Genomic DNA, 18,132 nt, shown 5'->3' with positions numbered 1-18,132 from the left:
AAAAATGCAGAAAGCTACATTAGTACTGGAAGGCGGCGCTACAAGAGGTGTTTTCACATCAGGGGCACTGGATTACCTGATGGAAAAGGATTTATATATGTCACACGTGATTGGTGTTTCGGCCGGGGCCTGCAATGCAGTGGACTATGTGTCAAGGCAGCCGGGCAGGACAAGAGACTGTATGATACCGACGGATAAGAGCGGCAACTATTATTACGGCTTCCGCAAATTTGTAAAGGAAAAGAGCCTGATGAATATGGATCTGATCTTTGATGTATTTCCGAATCAATTGATTCCATTTGATTATGATACGTATTTTGCATCAGAGATCGAGTGTGAGATTGTGGCGACGAACTGTTTAACGGGAAAGGCGGAATATTTTAATGAGAAGAAGAACAGGGAAAGGCTGATGAAGATCTGCCGGGCATCTTCCAGCATGCCGCTTGTCACACCGATCGTCAATATTGACGAGGTGCCATATCTGGACGGCGGGCTGTCCGACAGCGTACCACTTGCGAGGGCGCTGAAAAAGGGCAATGAAAAGATTGTCATATTTCTTACAAGGAATACGGGATACAGGAAGAAGACAGTGTCAAAGGGGATGGCAGAAGTATACCGGAAGGCATACCGCTCCTACCCAAAACTGGTAAAATCGATTCTCACAAGAAGTTTTTATTATAACAGGACCATGAACCAGCTTGAGGCACTGGAGAGGGAAGGATCCATATTTGTACTCCGCCCGCTTGTGAAGCCGGTGGCGAGACTGGAGCGGAACAAGGAGACACTGACTGCTTTTTACAACCACGGATATGAGCTGATGGAACAGGAATATGGCAGGTTGCTGGAATATCTGGAAAAGTAAAGGAGGTATGAAGGATGAATCTTTATGAGCATCACATTTCAACAAAGAGCGCACAGCAGATGACGAAAGTGACAAATATGGTAAGGGAGGACATCAAAAAGAGCGGCATCATGGAGGGAATCGTTGTTGTATTCTCTCCCCACACAACGGCAGGATTTACAATAAATGAGAATGCAGATCCGGATGTTGTGCATGATATGCTTCTCGGATTCGAGGAAGTATTTCCAACAGAAGCCCCATTTTACCGGCATGCGGAGGGCAATTCCCACGCACATATGAAGACAACAGTGACAGGGCCGTCCCAGACGCTGATCCTGCATGATGGGGAGATTCTGTTTGGAATCTGGCAGGACCTGTATTTTTGTGAGTTTGATGGGCCGAGGAACCGTACATTTTTTGTGAAGATCATGGAAGGATAGCGGATGAAGACAGACAATTTGATTGCATTTTTGGATGCGGTGGAGAAGCTCAAGTGCAATACGAGGCATTCCTGGACCTCCGGCGGCAGGCAGGAAAGTGTGGCTGAGCATTCCTGGAGACTGTGTGTATTTGCATGGATGCTCCGCCACGAAATCCCTGAGGTCAGGATGGAGCGTGTCATAGAGCTGTGTATGTTCCATGATATCGGGGAAGCGCTCACCGGGGATTTCGCCGTATTTCATAAAGGGGAACGGGAAGAACTTCGTGAAGAGGAGGCTTTGCGGCAGCTTACCGGCCTGTTGGACGGGGCGGAGAAAGAGGAACTGGAGGGCCTGCTTTCCGAAGTCAGGGAAAAGAAGACCCCCGAAGCAAGACTCTTTGCGGCCTTAGACAAGATGGAGGCGCTGCTTCAGCATAATGAGGCGCCAATTGAGAGCTGGCTCCCTCTGGAATATGACCTCCAGATGACGTATGGCAATGAGCAGTCCGAAGCATTTGCTTACACAAAAATGCTGCGGGAACGGTTAAGGCAGGATTCGAAAGAAAAGATCATGCGTGAAGCGCCGGAAGGTGCCAGTGAGGCAGACGGAGAAGTTTTTTATGTGAGTACGGACAAGAAGAAACTGCAGGTTAGCAGGATTAAAGAGCTGATGGAGCAGACATCGTGGGCAGGGGACCGGACGCTCGGTCAGTGCCAAAAGGCGATGGAGAACTCCAGATGCTATGGTGTTTATGACCGGAATGATTACCAGGTCGGCTATGCGCGGGTTCTGACAGATTATACGACGACATACTATCTGGCGGATGTGATTGTAGATGAGGCTTACCGGGGGCAGGGCCTCGGGCGGCTGCTTCTGGATTACATAACCGGCGACGGGGAACTTGAGGGCCTCTATGGGATGCTTCATACGGAAGATAAAGCAGGACTTTACGAGAAGTATGGTTTTCATATTTACGAGAATAACGGGACAGATATTTTTATGAAAAAAGTGAGGGGAGACCATGAATAAAAAGACATTGAGTTATACACAGAACAGAGAGCTTTCCTGGCTGCGCTTTAATCAGAGGGTGCTTGAGGAGGCAAAGGATGAGAGCGTTCCGCTTCTGGAAAGGATGAAGTTCGTAGCTATCTTCACAAGTAATCTGGATGAATTTTTCATGATTCGTGTAGGAAGCCTGTATGATATGGCTTCTGTGAATAATAAGAGCGTGGACTCGAAGTGCGGCATGACACCGCAGGAACAGCTGGATGCGATCTATGCGGCAGTAGCGCCGCTGTATAAAGAGAGAGACAAGACTTATGCGGATATTAAGAAGCAGCTGCATCCGTACGGCGTATGCGGGCTCGATTTTAAGGAACTGGAGCCACAGGAGCGGAAATATGTAAAGAAATACTTTAAGGACCAGGTACTGCCGGTGCTTTCCCCGCAGATCGTGGATGTGAACCACCCGTTCCCGCATCTGCTTAATAAAGAGATCTATGTGGTGGCGGACCTGAGGCTTGAGAATAAGAGCATGATGGGGATTGTTCCGGTGCCGCAGTTCATCTCGGACATCCTTTACCTGCCGGGACATGACATCCGTTATATCCGGATGGAAAAGGTATTGATGGAGTATCTGGACATTGTTTTTGAACAGTATCAGGTTTCTGGCAGAAACTATATCTGTGTGACGCGCAACGCCGATGTATCCCCGGATGATGAGGCCTATGCCGACAGTGAAGATTTCCGCAATATTATGCAGGAAACGCTGCATAAGCGCAGGCGGATGGCCGTGGTCAGGCTGGAGGTGGCGAATCCGCTGACGAAAGAGATGGAGAAGTACTTCTGTGATAAGTTTAACATCACCCCGGAATGCATTTTCCGCACCAAAATGCCGATGAAACTGGAATTCATGTTTGCGATCGCCGAAAAAGTTCCGGTTTCCATGAGGCGCTCCCTCGTAGATGAACCATTTACGCCGCAGGCTTCGCCTTCTGTCATGGAGGGCAGTGTCATGGCACAGGTCAAAAGACGTGATATCCTTCTTTCCTATCCCTATGAGAGTATGGAACCCTTCCTGCAGATGATCAAGGAAGCCGCTGCGGACCCCAGCGTCATGACGATTAAGATTACGATTTACCGTCTCGCAAAAAAGACAAGGCTGGTAGAATATCTCTGTGCCGCGGCGGAAAACGGAAAAGAGGTCACGGTACTGATCGAACTGCGTGCAAGGTTTGACGAGCAGAACAATATCGACTGGTCGGAGCGCATGGAGGAGGCCGGCTGCCGGGTAATCTATGGTTTTGAAGGCTACAAGGTGCACTCCAAGATCTGCCTGATCACATATAGGAATAAGAATGAAATTAAATATATCACACAGATCGGGACAGGTAATTATAACGAAAAGACGGCAAAGATGTACACAGACTTTTCGCTGATGACGTCGAACCAGTCAATCGGGGAGGATGCCGCCGTATTCTTTAAAAACATGTCGATCGGCAATCTGGACGGGGCTTACCAGCATCTGATCGTATCGCCCACCAGCCTGAAGCCGAAGGTGCTCATGCTGATGGACGAGGAAATTAAAAAAGGGTCAGAAGGAAGAATCATCATGAAAATGAATTCTGTGACAGACATGGATTTCATTACCAAGGTTGCGGAGGCCTCCAAAGCCGGCGTGCGGATTGACCTGATTGTACGCGGGATCTGCTGTATCCTGCCGGGAATTCCGGGGGAGACCGACAATCTTACTGTCACCAGCATCGTCGGACGTTATCTGGAACATCCGAGAGTATTTCTATTCGGACAGGGGGCGGAACAGAAGGTTTATATCGGTTCAGCCGACATGATGACAAGAAATACCGAAAAAAGAGTCGAGGTGGCCTGTCCGATCTACGACGAGTCGATCAAGAAGAGACTCGCCCGCAGCCTGAATGTGATGCTGGCTGACAATGTTAAGGCGAGGGTTATGCAGGACGACGGGACGTACCAGAAAAAGAGTGTTGGGGAAAAGACGGTTAACGCGCAGGAGATATTCATGAAAGAAGCACTGCAGGCAAAACGCCCGCAGCCGACGGTGGAAAAGCCTTCTCTGCTGAAACGGCTGAGAAGTTTCTTCAGACATTCATAAAATTTAAGACAGGAGGAAGAAAAAATGAGCAGTTTAGAAAAAAGAGAATTTGGAACAGCAAAGGACGGAAAAATGGGGTACTTGTTTACTCTGGAAAACAAGAACGGTATGAAGATCACAGTAACAGATTTCGGGGCGGCACTGGTAAGCGTATATGTGCCGGACAAAAATGGGAATCTTCTGGACGTCGTACTCGGATATGACGACACGAAAGGGTATGAGAAAGGCGGGGCATCCTTTGGGGCGCCGGTCGGAAGAAATGCAAACAGGATCGGCGGTGCTTCGTTCGAAATCAACGGTGTAGCCTATGAGCTCGAGAAGAATGACAATGGGAAAAATAACCTCCACAGCGGTACGGATTATTACAACAAGCGTTTCTGGGAAGTAGAGGAGGAGACAGAGCATTCCATTACGTTTGTGCTCCACAGTCCGGACATGGACCAGGGCTACCCGGGCTCACTCGATATGCATGTGACTTATGAGCTGGCAGAAGACAATGTACTGCGCATGAAATACTACGCCGTTCCGGATCAGGATACGATCATCAACATGACAAATCACAGTTATTTTAACCTTGGCGGGCATGACAGCGGGACTATCTTGAACCATTGTATGACCATTGATGCAGATTATTTCACAAGGGCGGATGCAGAGTCGATCCCGACAGGGGAACTGGTAGAAGTAACAGGCACCCCGATGGACTTCAGAACTTCCCGGCGGATCGGTGAAAGGATTGATGCAGATTATGAAGCGACCCGCCTCGGAGGCGGCTATGACCACAACTGGGTATTGAAAAATGACGGGAAATTTGCTAAAGTAGCGGAAGCTGCATATGATGAGAGCGGCATTGTCATGGAAGTGTGGACGGACCTGCCCGGAATGCAGGTTTACACAGCCAATTTCCTGACGGACGAACCGGGCAAAAACGGCAGTATTTATCAGAAGCGCGCTGCAGTCTGCTTCGAGACACAGTACTTCCCGGATGCCATCCATCACGATCATTTTGCAGGCCCGGTATACAAAAGCGGGGAAGCATATAAAACCGTTACAGAATACCGGTTTGGTACACTATAAAGAGAAAAGCAGGCAGTATAATTATTTATGGGGAAATCAGTATATATTGCGGAGAAGCCGAGTGTGGCTCAGGAATTCGCGAAAGCATTAAAATTAAATACAAGACGAAAAGACGGCTATCTGGAATCTGATGAGGCCATCGTGACCTGGTGTGTAGGGCATCTGGTCACGATGAGTTACCCGGAGGTGTATGACCCTGCGCTGAAGCGCTGGAGTCTGGACACCCTTCCGTTTATCCCGGAAAATTTCAAGTACGAGGTGATTCCGGCGGTGGCAAAGCAGTTCCAGATCGTGAGCGGCCTCCTGACAAGGGATGATGTGGACAAGATATACGTGTGCACGGACTCCGGACGCGAGGGGGAATATATTTACCGGCTCGTGGAGCAGGAAGCCCATGTGGAGGGGAAACAGAGAAGAAGAGTATGGATTGATTCCCAGACAGAGGAGGAAATCCTGCGCGGAATCCGGGAGGCGAAAGATTTATCGGAGTACGATAACTTAAGCGCATCCGCTTATCTGAGGGCAAAAGAGGATTATCTTATGGGGATCAATTTTTCCCGCCTCCTGACCCTGAAATACGGAAACAGCATCTCAAACTACCTGCATACAAAGTATGCGGTGATTTCGGTGGGGCGTGTCATGACCTGCGTACTGGGAATGATCGTGCGCAGGGAAAGAGAAATCCGGGAATTTGTAAAGACTCCGTTTTACCGTGTCTTAAGCACCATTGAAGCACAGGGCCGGACATTTGAAGGAGAATGGAGGGCCGTCAAAGGGTCCCGTTATTTTGAGTCTTTTGATCTGTACAAGGAGAATGGGTTTAAGAAGAGAGAAAAAGCAGAGGAACTGGTTGATTATCTGAAGGAGCCCCAGCCGGTTACCTGCCAGATTGTTTCGATGGAGAAGAAGACGGAGAAGAAGAATCCACCGCTCCTTTATAATCTTGCGGAGCTTCAGAATGACTGTTCCAAACGATTCAAGATCAGTCCGGATGAGACGCTGCGTATCGTGCAGGAGCTGTATGAGAAAAAGCTGGTTACATATCCCAGAACAGACGCCAGAGTGCTTTCAACCGCCGTAGCGAAAGAAATCAGCAGAAACTTAAACGGATTGTCCAAATATCCGATGGCTGCGCCATACCTGAAAGATATTCTGGGGTTCGGAAGCCACAAGGGTCTGGCAAAGACGAGATATGTCAATGACAAGCAGATCACGGACCACTATGCCATCATTCCGACAGGGCAGGGGCTTAGTGCCCTGAATGCTGTCCCTGCAACGGCAAAAAAAGTGTACGACTGCATTGTCCGGCGTTTTTTAAGTATTTTTTATCCGCCGGCTGTCTACCAGAAGGTATCTGTCACAACAAAGATCAAAGAAGAATGCTTTTTCTCCAGTTTTAAAGTACTGGCGGAGGAGGGTTACCTGAAAGTGGCAGGCTCCCCTCAGGCAAAAAGGAATAATTCCACTGCCGGAAACGGGGAGGCCGGTTCGGATGCGGGAAGTAATGATGCACCGGATGAACAGGGGCAGGATCTGGATACCAGTTTCTTCGAGGTGATCAAAAGCCTGAAAAAGGGGGCCATACTTCCAGTGAAGGCTTTGGACATCAAGGAGGGCGAGACGTCTCCGCCGAAGAGGTATAATTCCGGCTCGATTATTCTGGCGATGGAAAATGCAGGGCAGCTGATCGAAGACGAAGAACTCAGGGCCCAGATTAAAGGAAGCGGTATCGGTACGAGTGCGACGCGGGCAGAAATCCTGAAAAAGCTTATCAACATCAAGTATCTTGCCCTGAATAAAAAGACGCAGATTATCACACCAACACTTCAGGGGGAAATGATTTTTGATGTTGTGGAGAATTCGATTAAATCCCTGTTAAACCCGGAACTGACGGCCAGCTGGGAAAAAGGGCTGAATTATGTGGCCGACGGGGAGATTACCCCGGATGAATACATGAAGAAGCTGGATCATTTTATTATCAGCCGGACGAATGGGGTGAAGGGGCTTAACAACCAGTATCAGCTGAGAGGCTGCTATGACCGGGCGGCACAGTTTTATAAGAAGGAAGCTGATACGAAACCGGGTGCCGGCAGGGCGAAGGCTGCCAAAAAGATTTCTGATAAGAAACAGGATACGAAACAGAGTGTGAAATAGTCAGGGAGGGCTTGGCATGAGAGAAATATTAGTGACAATTCCGGCAGAACCGCAGCATAAAATATATCTGGAGCATGCGGCATCTGAAGCGGCAGGCAGTGATCAATTTCATTTTACCTATGTTTCACAGAAGGATGTGACACAGGAGATGGTTGAACGGTCAGAGTTTATTCTGGGCAATGTAAAGCCGGAGTATTTGAAGTCTGCCCGTAATTTAAAGCTTATGCAGCTGGACAGTGCGGGTGCAGCACCGTATATTGTGCCCGGCATCATGCCGGCAGGGGCACAGCTTGCCAATGCAACAGGCGCATATGGCCTGGCTATATCGGAGTATATGCTCGGTGCCGTACTGATGCTGATGAAGAAACTGGACCGGTACTATAAGAACATGGAATCACATGAGTGGAAGGATGAAGGGAAAGTGAATTCCATCATGAACTCTGTGACTCTGGTTATCGGGCTGGGCGATATCGGCGGCCAGTTTGCCAGAAAGATGCATGCGCTGGGAAGCCATGTGATCGGTGTGCGCAGGAACCGGGCAAAGAGGCCGGACTATCTGGATGAACTGCATCAAATGGATGAACTGGATCACCTGCTTGGCAGGGCCGATATCGTGGCATGCTCCCTTCCGGGAACCCCCGAGACGGAACATCTTCTGAACAGGGAGCGGATAGACCGGATGAAGGACGGGGCGCTCCTGCTTAACGTAGGGAGGGGGAGCCTGATCCCGACAGAAGATCTGGTAAATGCACTGCGAAGCGGGAAACTGGGCGGCGCAGCGATTGATGTGGCTGAGCAGGAGCCGCTTCCGAAAGATTCACCCCTGTGGGATGCTCCGAATCTATTGATTACGCCGCATGTGTCCGGGAATTACCACATGCAGCAGATACTGGAGACAGTAGTAGAGATTGCCGCAGAAAATTTAAAAGCAGTTTTAACAGGCTGTAAGATAGAAAATGAAGTAGACTTTCAGACCGGTTACAGAAAATTCTGTGGACCGGAAGACAACGATTAGGAGGAGCAGAACATGACAGCATTGACAGTAAAAGAACTCTACACACTTGATGAAACAATCGCAAAAGATATTTTCGAGGGAGTGACTTATCCTTGGGAAGTACTCCCGAAGATCAGCAGTTTCATTCTGGAACTCGGTGCCTCTTTAAGCAAAGATGAGTACGAAAAACGCGATGAAAATATATGGATCGCCAAAACAGCAAAGGTTGCACCTACCGCATTTATCAATGGTCCTGCCATCATTGGAAAGGATGCAGAGGTAAGACACTGTGCATTTATCAGGGGTAACGCGATTGTCGGGGAAGGTGCAGTCGTCGGAAACTCTACAGAACTGAAAAATGTAATCCTGTTTAATAAAGTTCAGGTTCCGCATTACAACTATGTAGGAGATTCCATTCTCGGCTACAAGTCCCATATGGGTGCGGGTTCCATCACCTCCAATGTGAAATCCGACAAAAAGCTTGTCGTTGTAAAGACTCCGGAAGGAAAGATCGAAACAGGAATGAAGAAATTCGGTGCCATGCTCGGCGACGAAGTGGAAGTAGGGTGTGGAAGTGTCTTAAACCCCGGAACCGTAGTAGGCAGCCATACAAACATCTACCCACTGTCCTCAGTCAGAGGATATGTCCCGTCAGGGAGCATCTACAAAAAACAAGGTGAAGTTGTAGAAAAAGTTTAGAATGCGGGACGCGTCAATTAAAACCGGCCGCGGGGATGCGGGGGTTCCTTATGCGCACTTTCAGCACTTGCCCCCCGCATAAGGAACCCCCGCATCCCCGCGGCCGGTTTCAATTGACGCTGGGTGCATCCGCCGGAGGATATATGCCATACTTTTTAGGTGTACATAGTAATCAGTAATTAAAAAATATTTCTCTGGAAAATAGCGTGCTTATATGTTATACTACCTTCATCAACAAAGCAATTCAAAGAAATTCTGGTTTTCTGATGGTTCAGGCGTATCGCCGAGGGAATTCAAGTTGATTAATATGGATATGGAATGGATGTGATGCCTATGGGTGGAGTGTCTTTATAAGTTTGATTTTTGTGTTTGGCCGATGGCCGGGGATGAATGATTTGTTTTAAAATTATTTCTGGTAATAACTAAAAATAGAGATAAGTCCTGATTATTGGACATGTAATGTTGTATAATAAATTTATAAAATTGTTGTTGACAATTGACAACAAGTATAATAGTATATTAATAGAAAAGCGAACAATTGTTCGAGAGACGAGAAGGAGAAGTTTAAGACTATGGCGAATAATGGTAATGAAGATAAGAAGAAAGCGTTGGAAGCGGCGATTGCAAAGTTAGAGAAGGATTTTGGAAAAGGAACGGTTATGAAGCTCGGGGAACCGGGAGCGCATGTGGCTGTGGAGACTGTACCGACCGGCTGTCTGAGCCTGGATCTGGCGCTGGGACTTGGCGGTGTCCCGAAGGGACGTGTAATTGAGGTTTACGGGCCTGAGTCCAGTGGTAAGACGACGGTTGCCTTACATATGATCGCAGAGGTCCAGAAGAGGGGCGGGATTGCAGGGTTTGTCGATGCCGAGCATGCTCTGGACCCTGTATATGCGAAGAGCATCGGGGTTGATATTGATGAATTGTATATCTCACAGCCGGACAGTGGTGACCAGGCACTTGAGATTACAGAGACGATGGTGCGTTCGGGTGCGATCGATATTATTGTTATCGACTCTGTAGCAGCCCTGGTTCCGAGACAGGAGATTGAAGGGGATATGGGAGACAGCCATGTGGGCCTTCAGGCAAGGCTGATGTCCCAGGCATTGAGGAAGCTGACACCGGTTATCAGCAAGTCTAACTGTGTCGTTATCTTTATCAACCAGCTGCGTGAGAAGGTTGGTGTTATGTTCGGTAATCCGGAGACCACGACAGGAGGGCGTGCGCTGAAGTTCTATGCATCTGTCAGAATGGACGTCAGAAGAATTGAGACTCTCAAGCAGAGCGGGGAAATGGTCGGTAACCGGACACGTATTAAGATTGTAAAGAACAAGATTGCGCCTCCGTTCAAGGAAGCTGAATTCGATATCATGTTCGGGAAAGGTATTTCCAGAGAAGGGGATTTGCTGGATCTGGCGGCCGGTATAGACGTGATCAATAAGAGTGGTGCATGGTATGCATACAAAGGAGAAAAGATCGGACAGGGACGCGAGAATGCCAAAGCATATCTTTCGGAGCATCCAGAGCTGATGGAAGAACTGGACCATCAGGTGCGTTCTTATTATAAGCTCAACGGAGAAGACAGCGAAGCGGATGAAGCAGACGAACTTAAGCTGACAAAGAAAGTAAAAGAGCCGGCAAAAGCAGAGGCTGCGGGGAAGGCAAAGGCGGCAGATAAGACTGCTCCTGCTGCTGAAGCGGCTAAGACAGAGTAGAAGAAGTCTTCGAGATAAAAGATAAGAATAGAGGAACAGGAGCGTGCACTTACTATGACAGTTACAAAGCTGGAACCTGTAACGAAGACAAAGTATAAAGTATTCCTGGATGAGGAGTTCGCCTTTGTATTATACAAAGGCGAACTCTCACGTTACGGCATCCGGGAAGGGGAACAAATTGACGATGAAGTGCGCCGGCGGGTGATGGACGAGGTGGTACTGAAGCGTGCGAAGCTCAGGGCCATGCACCTTCTGGAAGACATGGACAGGACCGAGGCGGGACTTTTAGAAAAACTGAGGCAGGGGCTGTATCCCGAAGAGGCGATAGAGGCAGCACTCAAATATGTGAAGACTTTTGGTTACATAGATGATTATCGATATGCAAAGCGGTTCATTGAAAGCAGGCAGCAGACAAAGAGCAGAAGGGAGATTTACGCCCAGCTGTTAAGCAAAGGAGTATCGTCCGGTCAGATTGACCTTGCCTTCGAAGAGTGCTCCGGCCCAGACTCTGAGCGGGATGCAATCCTCCAGATATTCCGTAAAAAAAGGGTCGATCCGGCTCATGCCACGGAGGAAGAATTACATAAAATTTATGGATATTTATCGCGAAAAGGCTTCCGTTATGACGACATCCGTCAAGTGATACAAAATTATAATGAGAATGCTTGACATAGTTGTGAAAACAGTATAAAATTTAACTGTTGTATTTAGAGCAATATGTACAATGAAAATTAAATAAGGAGGTGCTCCTGTGCCAACAATGATTAGTATTGTTATTGCCGTAGCCCTCGCGTTGATAGTTGGTATTATTACTCACTTTGTGACGGTTTCCAATCTGAAGAACAATGCAGCGTCCAAGATCGGGAATGCAGAAGCAAAGGCAAGAGAGATAATTGATGATGCCGTAAAGACTGCTGAGACAACGAAAAAAGAAGCTCTCTTAGAGGTGAAGGAAGAGTCTATCAAGACTAAGAATGAACTGGAAAAAGAGACAAAGGAAAGAAGAGCCGAGTTACAGCGCTATGAGAAAAGGGTGCTAAGTAAGGAAGAGGCCGTGGACAAACGGTCAGAGGCGATTGAACAGCGGGAAGTTAAATTTACAGCAAAAGAAGAACAACTAAAGCAGCGTGAAGCGAAAGTAGAAGATCTCAGTCAGAAGAGAGTACAGGAACTAGAAAGAATCTCAGGACTTACCTCCGAACAAGCAAAAGAATATCTGTTGAAAACTGTTGAAGAAGATGTGAAACATGACACAGCCAAGATGGTCAGAGAGCTGGAAGCACAGGCGAAAGGAGATGCGGATAAGAAGGCGAAGGAATATGTCGTCAACGCAATCCAGAGATGTGCGGCAGATCATGTGGCTGAAACTACGATTTCTGTAGTGCAGCTTCCAAGTGATGAAATGAAAGGAAGAATTATCGGACGAGAGGGACGTAATATCAGAACTCTTGAGACTTTGACCGGCGTCGAACTGATTATCGACGATACACCGGAAGCAGTCGTATTATCCGGGTTTGACCCGATCCGAAGAGAAGTTGCCAGAATTGCACTTGAAAGATTGATTGTGGATGGTCGTATCCATCCGGCGAGAATCGAGGAGATGGTAGAGAAGGCACAAAAAGAAGTGGACACAATGATCAGGGAAGAAGGAGAGGCAGCCGCATTAGAAGTTGGCGTGCCGGGAATTCATCCGGAACTGATTCGTCTGTTGGGACGTATGAAGTTCAGAACAAGTTATGGTCAGAATGCATTAAAGCACTCTATTGAAGTTGCCCAGTTATCCGGGCTCCTTGCCGGCGAGATCGGTCTGGACGTCAGGATGGCAAAGCGTGCAGGGTTGCTGCATGATATCGGCAAGTCGATTGACCACGACGTGGAAGGTTCACATATTCAGATTGGTTCTGACCTTTGCAGAAAGTATAAAGAGTCTGCGACAGTAATCAATGCAGTGGAATCTCATCATGGTGATGTAGAGCCCCAGACATTGATTGCATGTGTAGTACAGGCTGCCGATACGATTTCTGCGGCAAGACCAGGTGCAAGAAGAGAAACAATAGAAACATACACAAACAGATTGAAACAATTAGAAGAAATATCAAACCAGTTTAAAGGTGTTGAGAAGTCTTTTGCTATTCAGGCAGGTAGAGAGATTCGAGTTATGGTAGTTCCGGAACAAGTATCTGATGATGACATGGTACTTATGGCCAGAGAGATTGCAAAGCAGATTGAATTTGAATTGGAATATCCAGGCCAGATTAAAGTAAATGTAATCCGTGAATCACGAGTTACAGATTATGCGAAATAATCCATATCAGATAGGAATTGAAATTACAGCCCTTGTCATATGACGGGGGCTTTTTCTTTTGCCCGTAAATATGCATAAGCAATTATTAAACATGCTCCAGAGAGGTTCGTTCAGGTATCCTCAATAGAAAATTTCGAATGGGAAAAGGAATAGTTTTGAAGTGTGGGAATACAAATGCAGGAAACGAAAATGTAAATTGCAGAAAAACATATAATACTGCTTAAAAAGTGTGATTATCCAGTAAATAAGAATAAAACAAAAATAGAACTTGCAATATATGGAAACGTATACTATAATATTAAATCAGAACGCATACTATATAATGAAACGAATACTGGTATGAAGTGGAGGATGGAAAAATGGGATTAACATTATCACGAAAAGCGGCGGGGGTAAAACCGTCATCAACGTTGGCAATTACAGCGAAGGCAAAGGCAATGAAGGCAGAAGGAATCGACGTTGTAGGGTTCGGCGCCGGGGAACCGGATTTTAATACACCGGATAATATCAATGAAGCGGCAATCAAAGCGATTAAAGAAGGATTTACAAAATATACGCCAGCCTCAGGAACGGCAGAATTGAAGAAAGCAGTCTGTGAAAAGTTTGAGAGCTTTAACGGCCTGCATTACGAGCCAAACCAGATTGTAATCAGTAACGGTGGAAAACATTCTCTCACAAATATTTTCGAGGCAATCTTAAATCCGGGAGACGAAGTCATCATACCTGCACCATACTGGCTGACCTATCCTGAGATCGTAAAACTCAGCGACGGAATACCGGTGTATGTCTACGGATCAAAGGAAAACGGCTATAAAGTAACGGCACAGCAGATCCGCAATGCGGTGTCAGAGAATACAAAGGCGCTGATTCTGAATACACCGTCTAACCCGACGGGAATGGTTTATTCCGAGGAAGAGCTTCGTGCAATTGCTGAAGTTGCAGTGGAAAAGGATTTCTACGTTGTAGCTGATGAGATGTATGAATATCTGATCTACGGAGAGAAGAAGCATGTGAGTATCGCCTCACTTGGGGATGAGATTTATAAAAGAACAATCACCTGCAGCGGTGTTTCAAAAAGCTATGCAATGACAGGATGGAGAATCGGTTATACCGGTTCCAGCGTGGAGATCGCTAAACTGATGGGAAGTGTACAGAGCCACCAGACATCCAATCCGAACTCGATTGCACAGAAGGCTGCTTTCGAGGCACTCTCAGGAGACCAGTCAGCGTTAGAGTCTATGAAGGTGGAATTCGATAAAAGAAGAAAGCACATGTATGAAAGGATTTCCGGGATGCCGCTTCTTAATCTGCTGGAGCCGGAAGGAGCTTTCTATGTGTTTATCGATTTCACGGATGTACTGGAAAAATCCTATAAAGGGCAGAAGATCGGGACAACGGCAAGAGTAGCAGAGATCCTGCTTGAAGATTACAAGGTAGCCGTCGTGCCATGTGCAGATTTCGGATTTGACAATTTTATCCGTTTGTCATATGCTATTTCTTTAGAGGCGATTGATAAAGGTCTTGACAGAATAGAAAAATTTGTTTCCTCTCTGTAGGGAAACGAAAAGGAGCAGATATGAGCGGACAGATTAAAAGAATTAACCGGGAACTGAAGTTTAAAGGGAAGATTATCGATTTTTACCAGGATACGATGGAGATTGACGGTGACCATACCGTAGTGTGGGATTTCATCAGGCACAAAGGTGCTGCCGCGGTAGTGCCGGTTACGGACGATGGAAAGATATTGATGGTGAGACAGTACAGGAATGCACTGGACCGCTATACACTGGAGATTCCGGCAGGTGCCCTCGATGCGGAGGACGAACCCGGCATCTTATGTGCAGGCCGTGAACTGGAAGAAGAGACTGGCTACCGGAGTGAGGATCTGGAATGGCTGATAACCCTTCGCACAACAGTCGCATTCTGTAATGAAAGGATTGAAGTTTATGTTGCCCGGAACCTGATTCCGTCAAAGCAGCATCTGGATGAAGACGAATTCATCGATCTGAAGGCTTATACGATAGAAGAATTAAAGGAGAAGATTTTCTCCGGTGAAATAGAGGATGGAAAAACAATCTCCTCGCTTCTGGCATACGATGCAAAGTACGTCAGGAAATAAGTAAGAAACCCTTTCATACGCTCTGGCGGTGAAACGAACAGGCATAAATCATAAACCCCGGCATATAATGAAATATCTGAACAATAGGAGGAGAGCCTGTGAAGATACTTCATACGAGGAAGCAGCTGTTTGCTTTCTTTATGCCGGGATTTTTATTTGGAATTTTATATGTAAACTTAATCATGAAGAAATATACCGCCGAACCCGGAATCTTCAGTGATTACTTTCTGAACCAGTACCAGACCGCAGAAATTGCGGCACAGGAATACATATGGTATCTGGTCCGGGTCCGTGCAGTCCCCTTTTTCGTATTACTGGGCCTGGCGTTCACGAAAATAAGAAAACCGGCTTCCATAGCATTTATTGTATGGACGGGCTTTTCAAGCGGGATGCTGTTATCTATGGGGGTCCTCGGGATGGGGATAAAGGGCAGCATCCTTTGTATTGTTGGTATCCTGCCCCAGTTTCTTCTGTATATACCTGCGTATATGGTAGTTATCTGGTACAGCTATACATACCCGCAGAATAAGTGGAATGCACAAAAGAGCATCTTTATCGGGCTGGCAATGGTTATGGGCATCATCCTTGAGGCCTATGTAAACCCGATCCTGATGCAGGCATTCCTGAAAACCCTGTAAAGAGAGCCGGGTGGAATAAAACAGAGCCGGATTTTACGGAACATTCGTAAAATCCGGCTCCTCTTTTTGGAACTTATCTTCCTGTTTTCAGACTCGGATAGAGAACGGCTGCCGCGCAAAGCGTTACAATGAGCTGGCTTAGCAGCATTCCCCAGAGGTACCCCTGAATTCCAAACAACGGGATTGCAATGAATACGCTGGCAATCCGGATCACGAGGCCGAAGGAATTTATGAGGAATGTACTTGTTGTCTTTCCAAGGCCGTTTATCACACTCAGCAGGGCAGAGTTGGTGTATAGGAAGGGGCAGATCCATGCCAGGGTTATGATGAACTTACCGGCGGAGGCGCTGCCGAACAGTACGTTTCCCATCCAGGAACCGAGGATGAGAAAGATGAAACAACAGCCGAGACCGAGTATGAAACAGGAGCCGGCAACTTTTTTTATAATATCCAGCATTTCATGACGGTTGTCTGTCGTTTGTATTTCTGCAACGGTGGGCATAAGCATGATGGAGATGGAACTGGTGATGGCGGACGGAAACAGGATGCAGGGAAGTGCCATCCCGGTCAGGACCCCATAAATACTGAGCGCCTCGGAGGTGCTGTGGTTGTGCATCTGCAGCCGGGCAGGGATGGAGATGGCTTCTATGCTCTGCAGCAGGTTGATTAACATGCGGTTGGCGGTCAGGGGCAGGGAGAGCGGGACCAGTTCCTTGAAACGAGAACAGAATTCTTGATATGTAACATTCAGTCCGGATATAGTATGAGTGCTCCGTGTCAGTGATTTGGCGGCATAAAGTGCGGAAGTCACTTCTCCGACGACCAGCCCGAGTACTGCAATGGTGATCGGTGCATCGTCCCCTTTTTTTATTAAAATCATATAAAACACATAGACAGCAAGAATCCTTGTTACCTGTTCGACCAGCTGGGATACGGCCGGAATCTTCGTTTCCTTCATTCCGTAACAGTAGCCGCATATGCAGCTGTGGATCGCGGCAAACGGCAGTGCATAGGACAAAGGAATCAGCAGTGGTTCGCAGCGGGTGTCCCCCAGAAATTTTTCGGAAATGTATGCCGCATTTCCCTGAAGGACAAAAAGGCAGATTAAAGATAGCAGCATGGAAATAAAAAGCCCCAGCAGAAGGATTTCGCGGGCTTCTTTTTTTCTCCCGAGGGAGATTTTCTGGGCAACGGTTCTGGATATGGCGGTTTCGAGTCCTGCCGCGGTCAGCGCAAAGCAGAGTGAATATACGGGGAAGATCAGCTGATACAGGCCGACACCTTCCTCCCCGAAAGTATGGCTTAAAAACATCCGGTAGAAAAAGCCCATGAACCTGCATAAAAAGCCGGTTGCTGTTAAGATAAAGGTCCCCCGTATGATGGTTTGTTTTCTGGACACTTGTTATGTATCTCCTAAAAAACATATTTTTACAACATATTCCTGCTTACGGCTTGACAGAACCAGAACCGAGTGGTATTCTACAAAAGAAAAGAAATCCTAGCAAATTGCTAGGGATTAAAACACTAGGATATGGAATACTAGGAATTGTTATACTAGGGATTAAGAAGGTGATAGATTGAAATTATCGACAAAAGGAAGATATGGCTTAAGGGCCCTGATTGATCTTGCGAAATACAGTGGGCAGGAGCCGGTTTCAATTACAAGCATCTCTGACAGACAGGGGATTTCAGAACGGTATCTGGAGCAGCTGATGGCAATGCTGAAGAAGGCCGGGCTTGTGAAGAGCATCCGGGGTGCCGGCGGCGGTTATGTGCTGGCGAAGGAACTGGAGGAAATTTCCGTTGGCGATGTCCTGCGTGCCCTGGAAGGCAGTCTGGAGCCGGTAGAATGTTCGGGACTGAATCCGGAAGAAGGATGTAAGGCGGCGGACAGCTGTGTGACCAAGTATGTGTGGCAGCGGATTAATGAAAGCATCAACCATACGGTGGATGAGATGAAGCTGGACCAGCTGGTGGAAGAAAGCCGGAAGATGGGATGTCAGGATTTTCCCGGACAGACAGGCTGTAAGAATTAGAGAAA

Annotated in this window: 16 protein-coding genes; 15 read left to right on the top strand and 1 reads right to left on the bottom strand. The window is 47.3% G+C overall.

What is annotated here, in order from left to right:
* The first annotated feature begins 4 nt into the window (after window positions 1–4).
* The 14 genes from DWX43_RS18010 (at window position 5) to DWX43_RS17945 (ending at window position 16,091) form a co-directional block, all read left to right on the top strand.
* The gene (locus tag DWX43_RS18010) at window positions 5–862 is read left to right on the top strand and encodes a patatin family protein (protein ID WP_118621324.1); all 858 of its coding nucleotides are present in this window, start codon (window positions 5–7) and stop codon (window positions 860–862) included.
* A gap of 14 nt (window positions 863–876) precedes the next feature.
* Window positions 877–1,281, top strand: coding sequence for a secondary thiamine-phosphate synthase enzyme YjbQ (locus tag DWX43_RS18005; RefSeq protein WP_109729122.1), 405 nt, complete (start codon window positions 877–879; stop codon window positions 1,279–1,281).
* Window positions 1,282–1,284: 3 nt separating this feature from the next.
* Complete coding sequence (locus DWX43_RS18000; RefSeq protein ID WP_118621323.1) at window positions 1,285–2,292, top strand: GNAT family N-acetyltransferase; 1,008 nt, start codon at window positions 1,285–1,287, stop codon at window positions 2,290–2,292.
* Window positions 2,285–4,393: a polyphosphate kinase 1 gene (gene ppk1, locus DWX43_RS17995; RefSeq protein WP_118621322.1), complete on the top strand. Its 2,109-nt coding sequence runs from the start codon at window positions 2,285–2,287 to the stop codon at window positions 4,391–4,393. Before DWX43_RS18000 ends, ppk1 begins: the two co-directional genes overlap by 8 nt.
* A 24-nt stretch (window positions 4,394–4,417) precedes the next feature.
* Window positions 4,418–5,467: an aldose epimerase family protein gene (locus DWX43_RS17990; protein WP_118621321.1), complete on the top strand. Its 1,050-nt coding sequence runs from the start codon at window positions 4,418–4,420 to the stop codon at window positions 5,465–5,467.
* A 27-nt stretch (window positions 5,468–5,494) separates the two neighbouring features.
* A complete protein-coding gene (locus DWX43_RS17985) occupies window positions 5,495–7,621 on the top strand; it encodes a DNA topoisomerase (RefSeq protein WP_118621320.1) in 2,127 nt (708 codons plus the stop codon).
* A gap of 16 nt (window positions 7,622–7,637) precedes the next feature.
* Window positions 7,638–8,636 (top strand): D-2-hydroxyacid dehydrogenase, encoded by a 999-nt coding sequence (locus DWX43_RS17980; RefSeq protein ID WP_118621319.1) that lies wholly within the window; start codon window positions 7,638–7,640, stop codon window positions 8,634–8,636.
* Between the two features lie 12 nt (window positions 8,637–8,648).
* Window positions 8,649–9,314 carry a UDP-N-acetylglucosamine pyrophosphorylase gene (locus tag DWX43_RS17975; RefSeq protein ID WP_118621318.1) on the top strand — a complete coding sequence of 222 codons (666 nt, stop codon included), beginning with the start codon at window positions 8,649–8,651 and terminating at the stop codon, window positions 9,312–9,314.
* Window positions 9,315–9,886: 572 nt separating this feature from the next.
* The gene (gene recA, locus DWX43_RS17970) at window positions 9,887–11,029 is read left to right on the top strand and encodes a recombinase RecA (RefSeq protein ID WP_109729129.1); all 1,143 of its coding nucleotides are present in this window, start codon (window positions 9,887–9,889) and stop codon (window positions 11,027–11,029) included.
* 54 nt (window positions 11,030–11,083) lie between these two features.
* A complete protein-coding gene (locus DWX43_RS17965; protein WP_109729130.1) occupies window positions 11,084–11,698 on the top strand; it encodes a regulatory protein RecX in 615 nt (204 codons plus the stop codon).
* Window positions 11,699–11,789: 91 nt separating this feature from the next.
* Window positions 11,790–13,334 carry a ribonuclease Y gene (gene rny / locus DWX43_RS17960; RefSeq protein ID WP_181368568.1) on the top strand — a complete coding sequence of 515 codons (1,545 nt, stop codon included), beginning with the start codon at window positions 11,790–11,792 and terminating at the stop codon, window positions 13,332–13,334.
* Window positions 13,335–13,693: 359 nt separating this feature from the next.
* Window positions 13,694–14,890 (top strand): pyridoxal phosphate-dependent aminotransferase, encoded by a 1,197-nt coding sequence (locus tag DWX43_RS17955; protein ID WP_118621317.1) that lies wholly within the window; start codon window positions 13,694–13,696, stop codon window positions 14,888–14,890.
* A 20-nt stretch (window positions 14,891–14,910) separates the two neighbouring features.
* Window positions 14,911–15,453, top strand: a complete 543-nt coding sequence (locus tag DWX43_RS17950; RefSeq protein WP_109729133.1) for an NUDIX hydrolase — start codon at window positions 14,911–14,913, stop codon at window positions 15,451–15,453.
* 98 nt (window positions 15,454–15,551) lie between these two features.
* Entirely contained in the window at window positions 15,552–16,091 is a 540-nt protein-coding gene (locus DWX43_RS17945) for a stage II sporulation protein M (RefSeq protein WP_118621316.1), read from the top strand.
* Between the two features lie 73 nt (window positions 16,092–16,164).
* On the opposite strand, the gene DWX43_RS17940 is transcribed toward DWX43_RS17945, so the two are convergent.
* Window positions 16,165–17,490: a polysaccharide biosynthesis protein gene (locus DWX43_RS17940; RefSeq protein ID WP_118621315.1), complete on the bottom strand. Its 1,326-nt coding sequence runs from the start codon at window positions 17,488–17,490 to the stop codon at window positions 16,165–16,167.
* 178 nt (window positions 17,491–17,668) lie between these two features.
* Here DWX43_RS17940 and DWX43_RS17935 point away from each other — a divergent pair, with 178 nt between their 5' ends.
* Window positions 17,669–18,127, top strand: a complete 459-nt coding sequence (locus DWX43_RS17935) for an Rrf2 family transcriptional regulator (protein WP_109729136.1) — start codon at window positions 17,669–17,671, stop codon at window positions 18,125–18,127.
* The last annotated feature ends 5 nt before the right edge of the window (window positions 18,128–18,132 follow it).

The sequence above is a fragment of the Clostridium sp. AF19-22AC genome, assembly GCF_003479085.1.
Taxonomy (GTDB): Bacteria; Bacillota; Clostridia; order Lachnospirales; family Lachnospiraceae; genus Faecalicatena_A; species Faecalicatena_A orotica.
The sequence above is the reverse complement of the archived record's forward strand: the minus strand, read 5'-3'. Positions and strand labels throughout refer to the sequence as shown.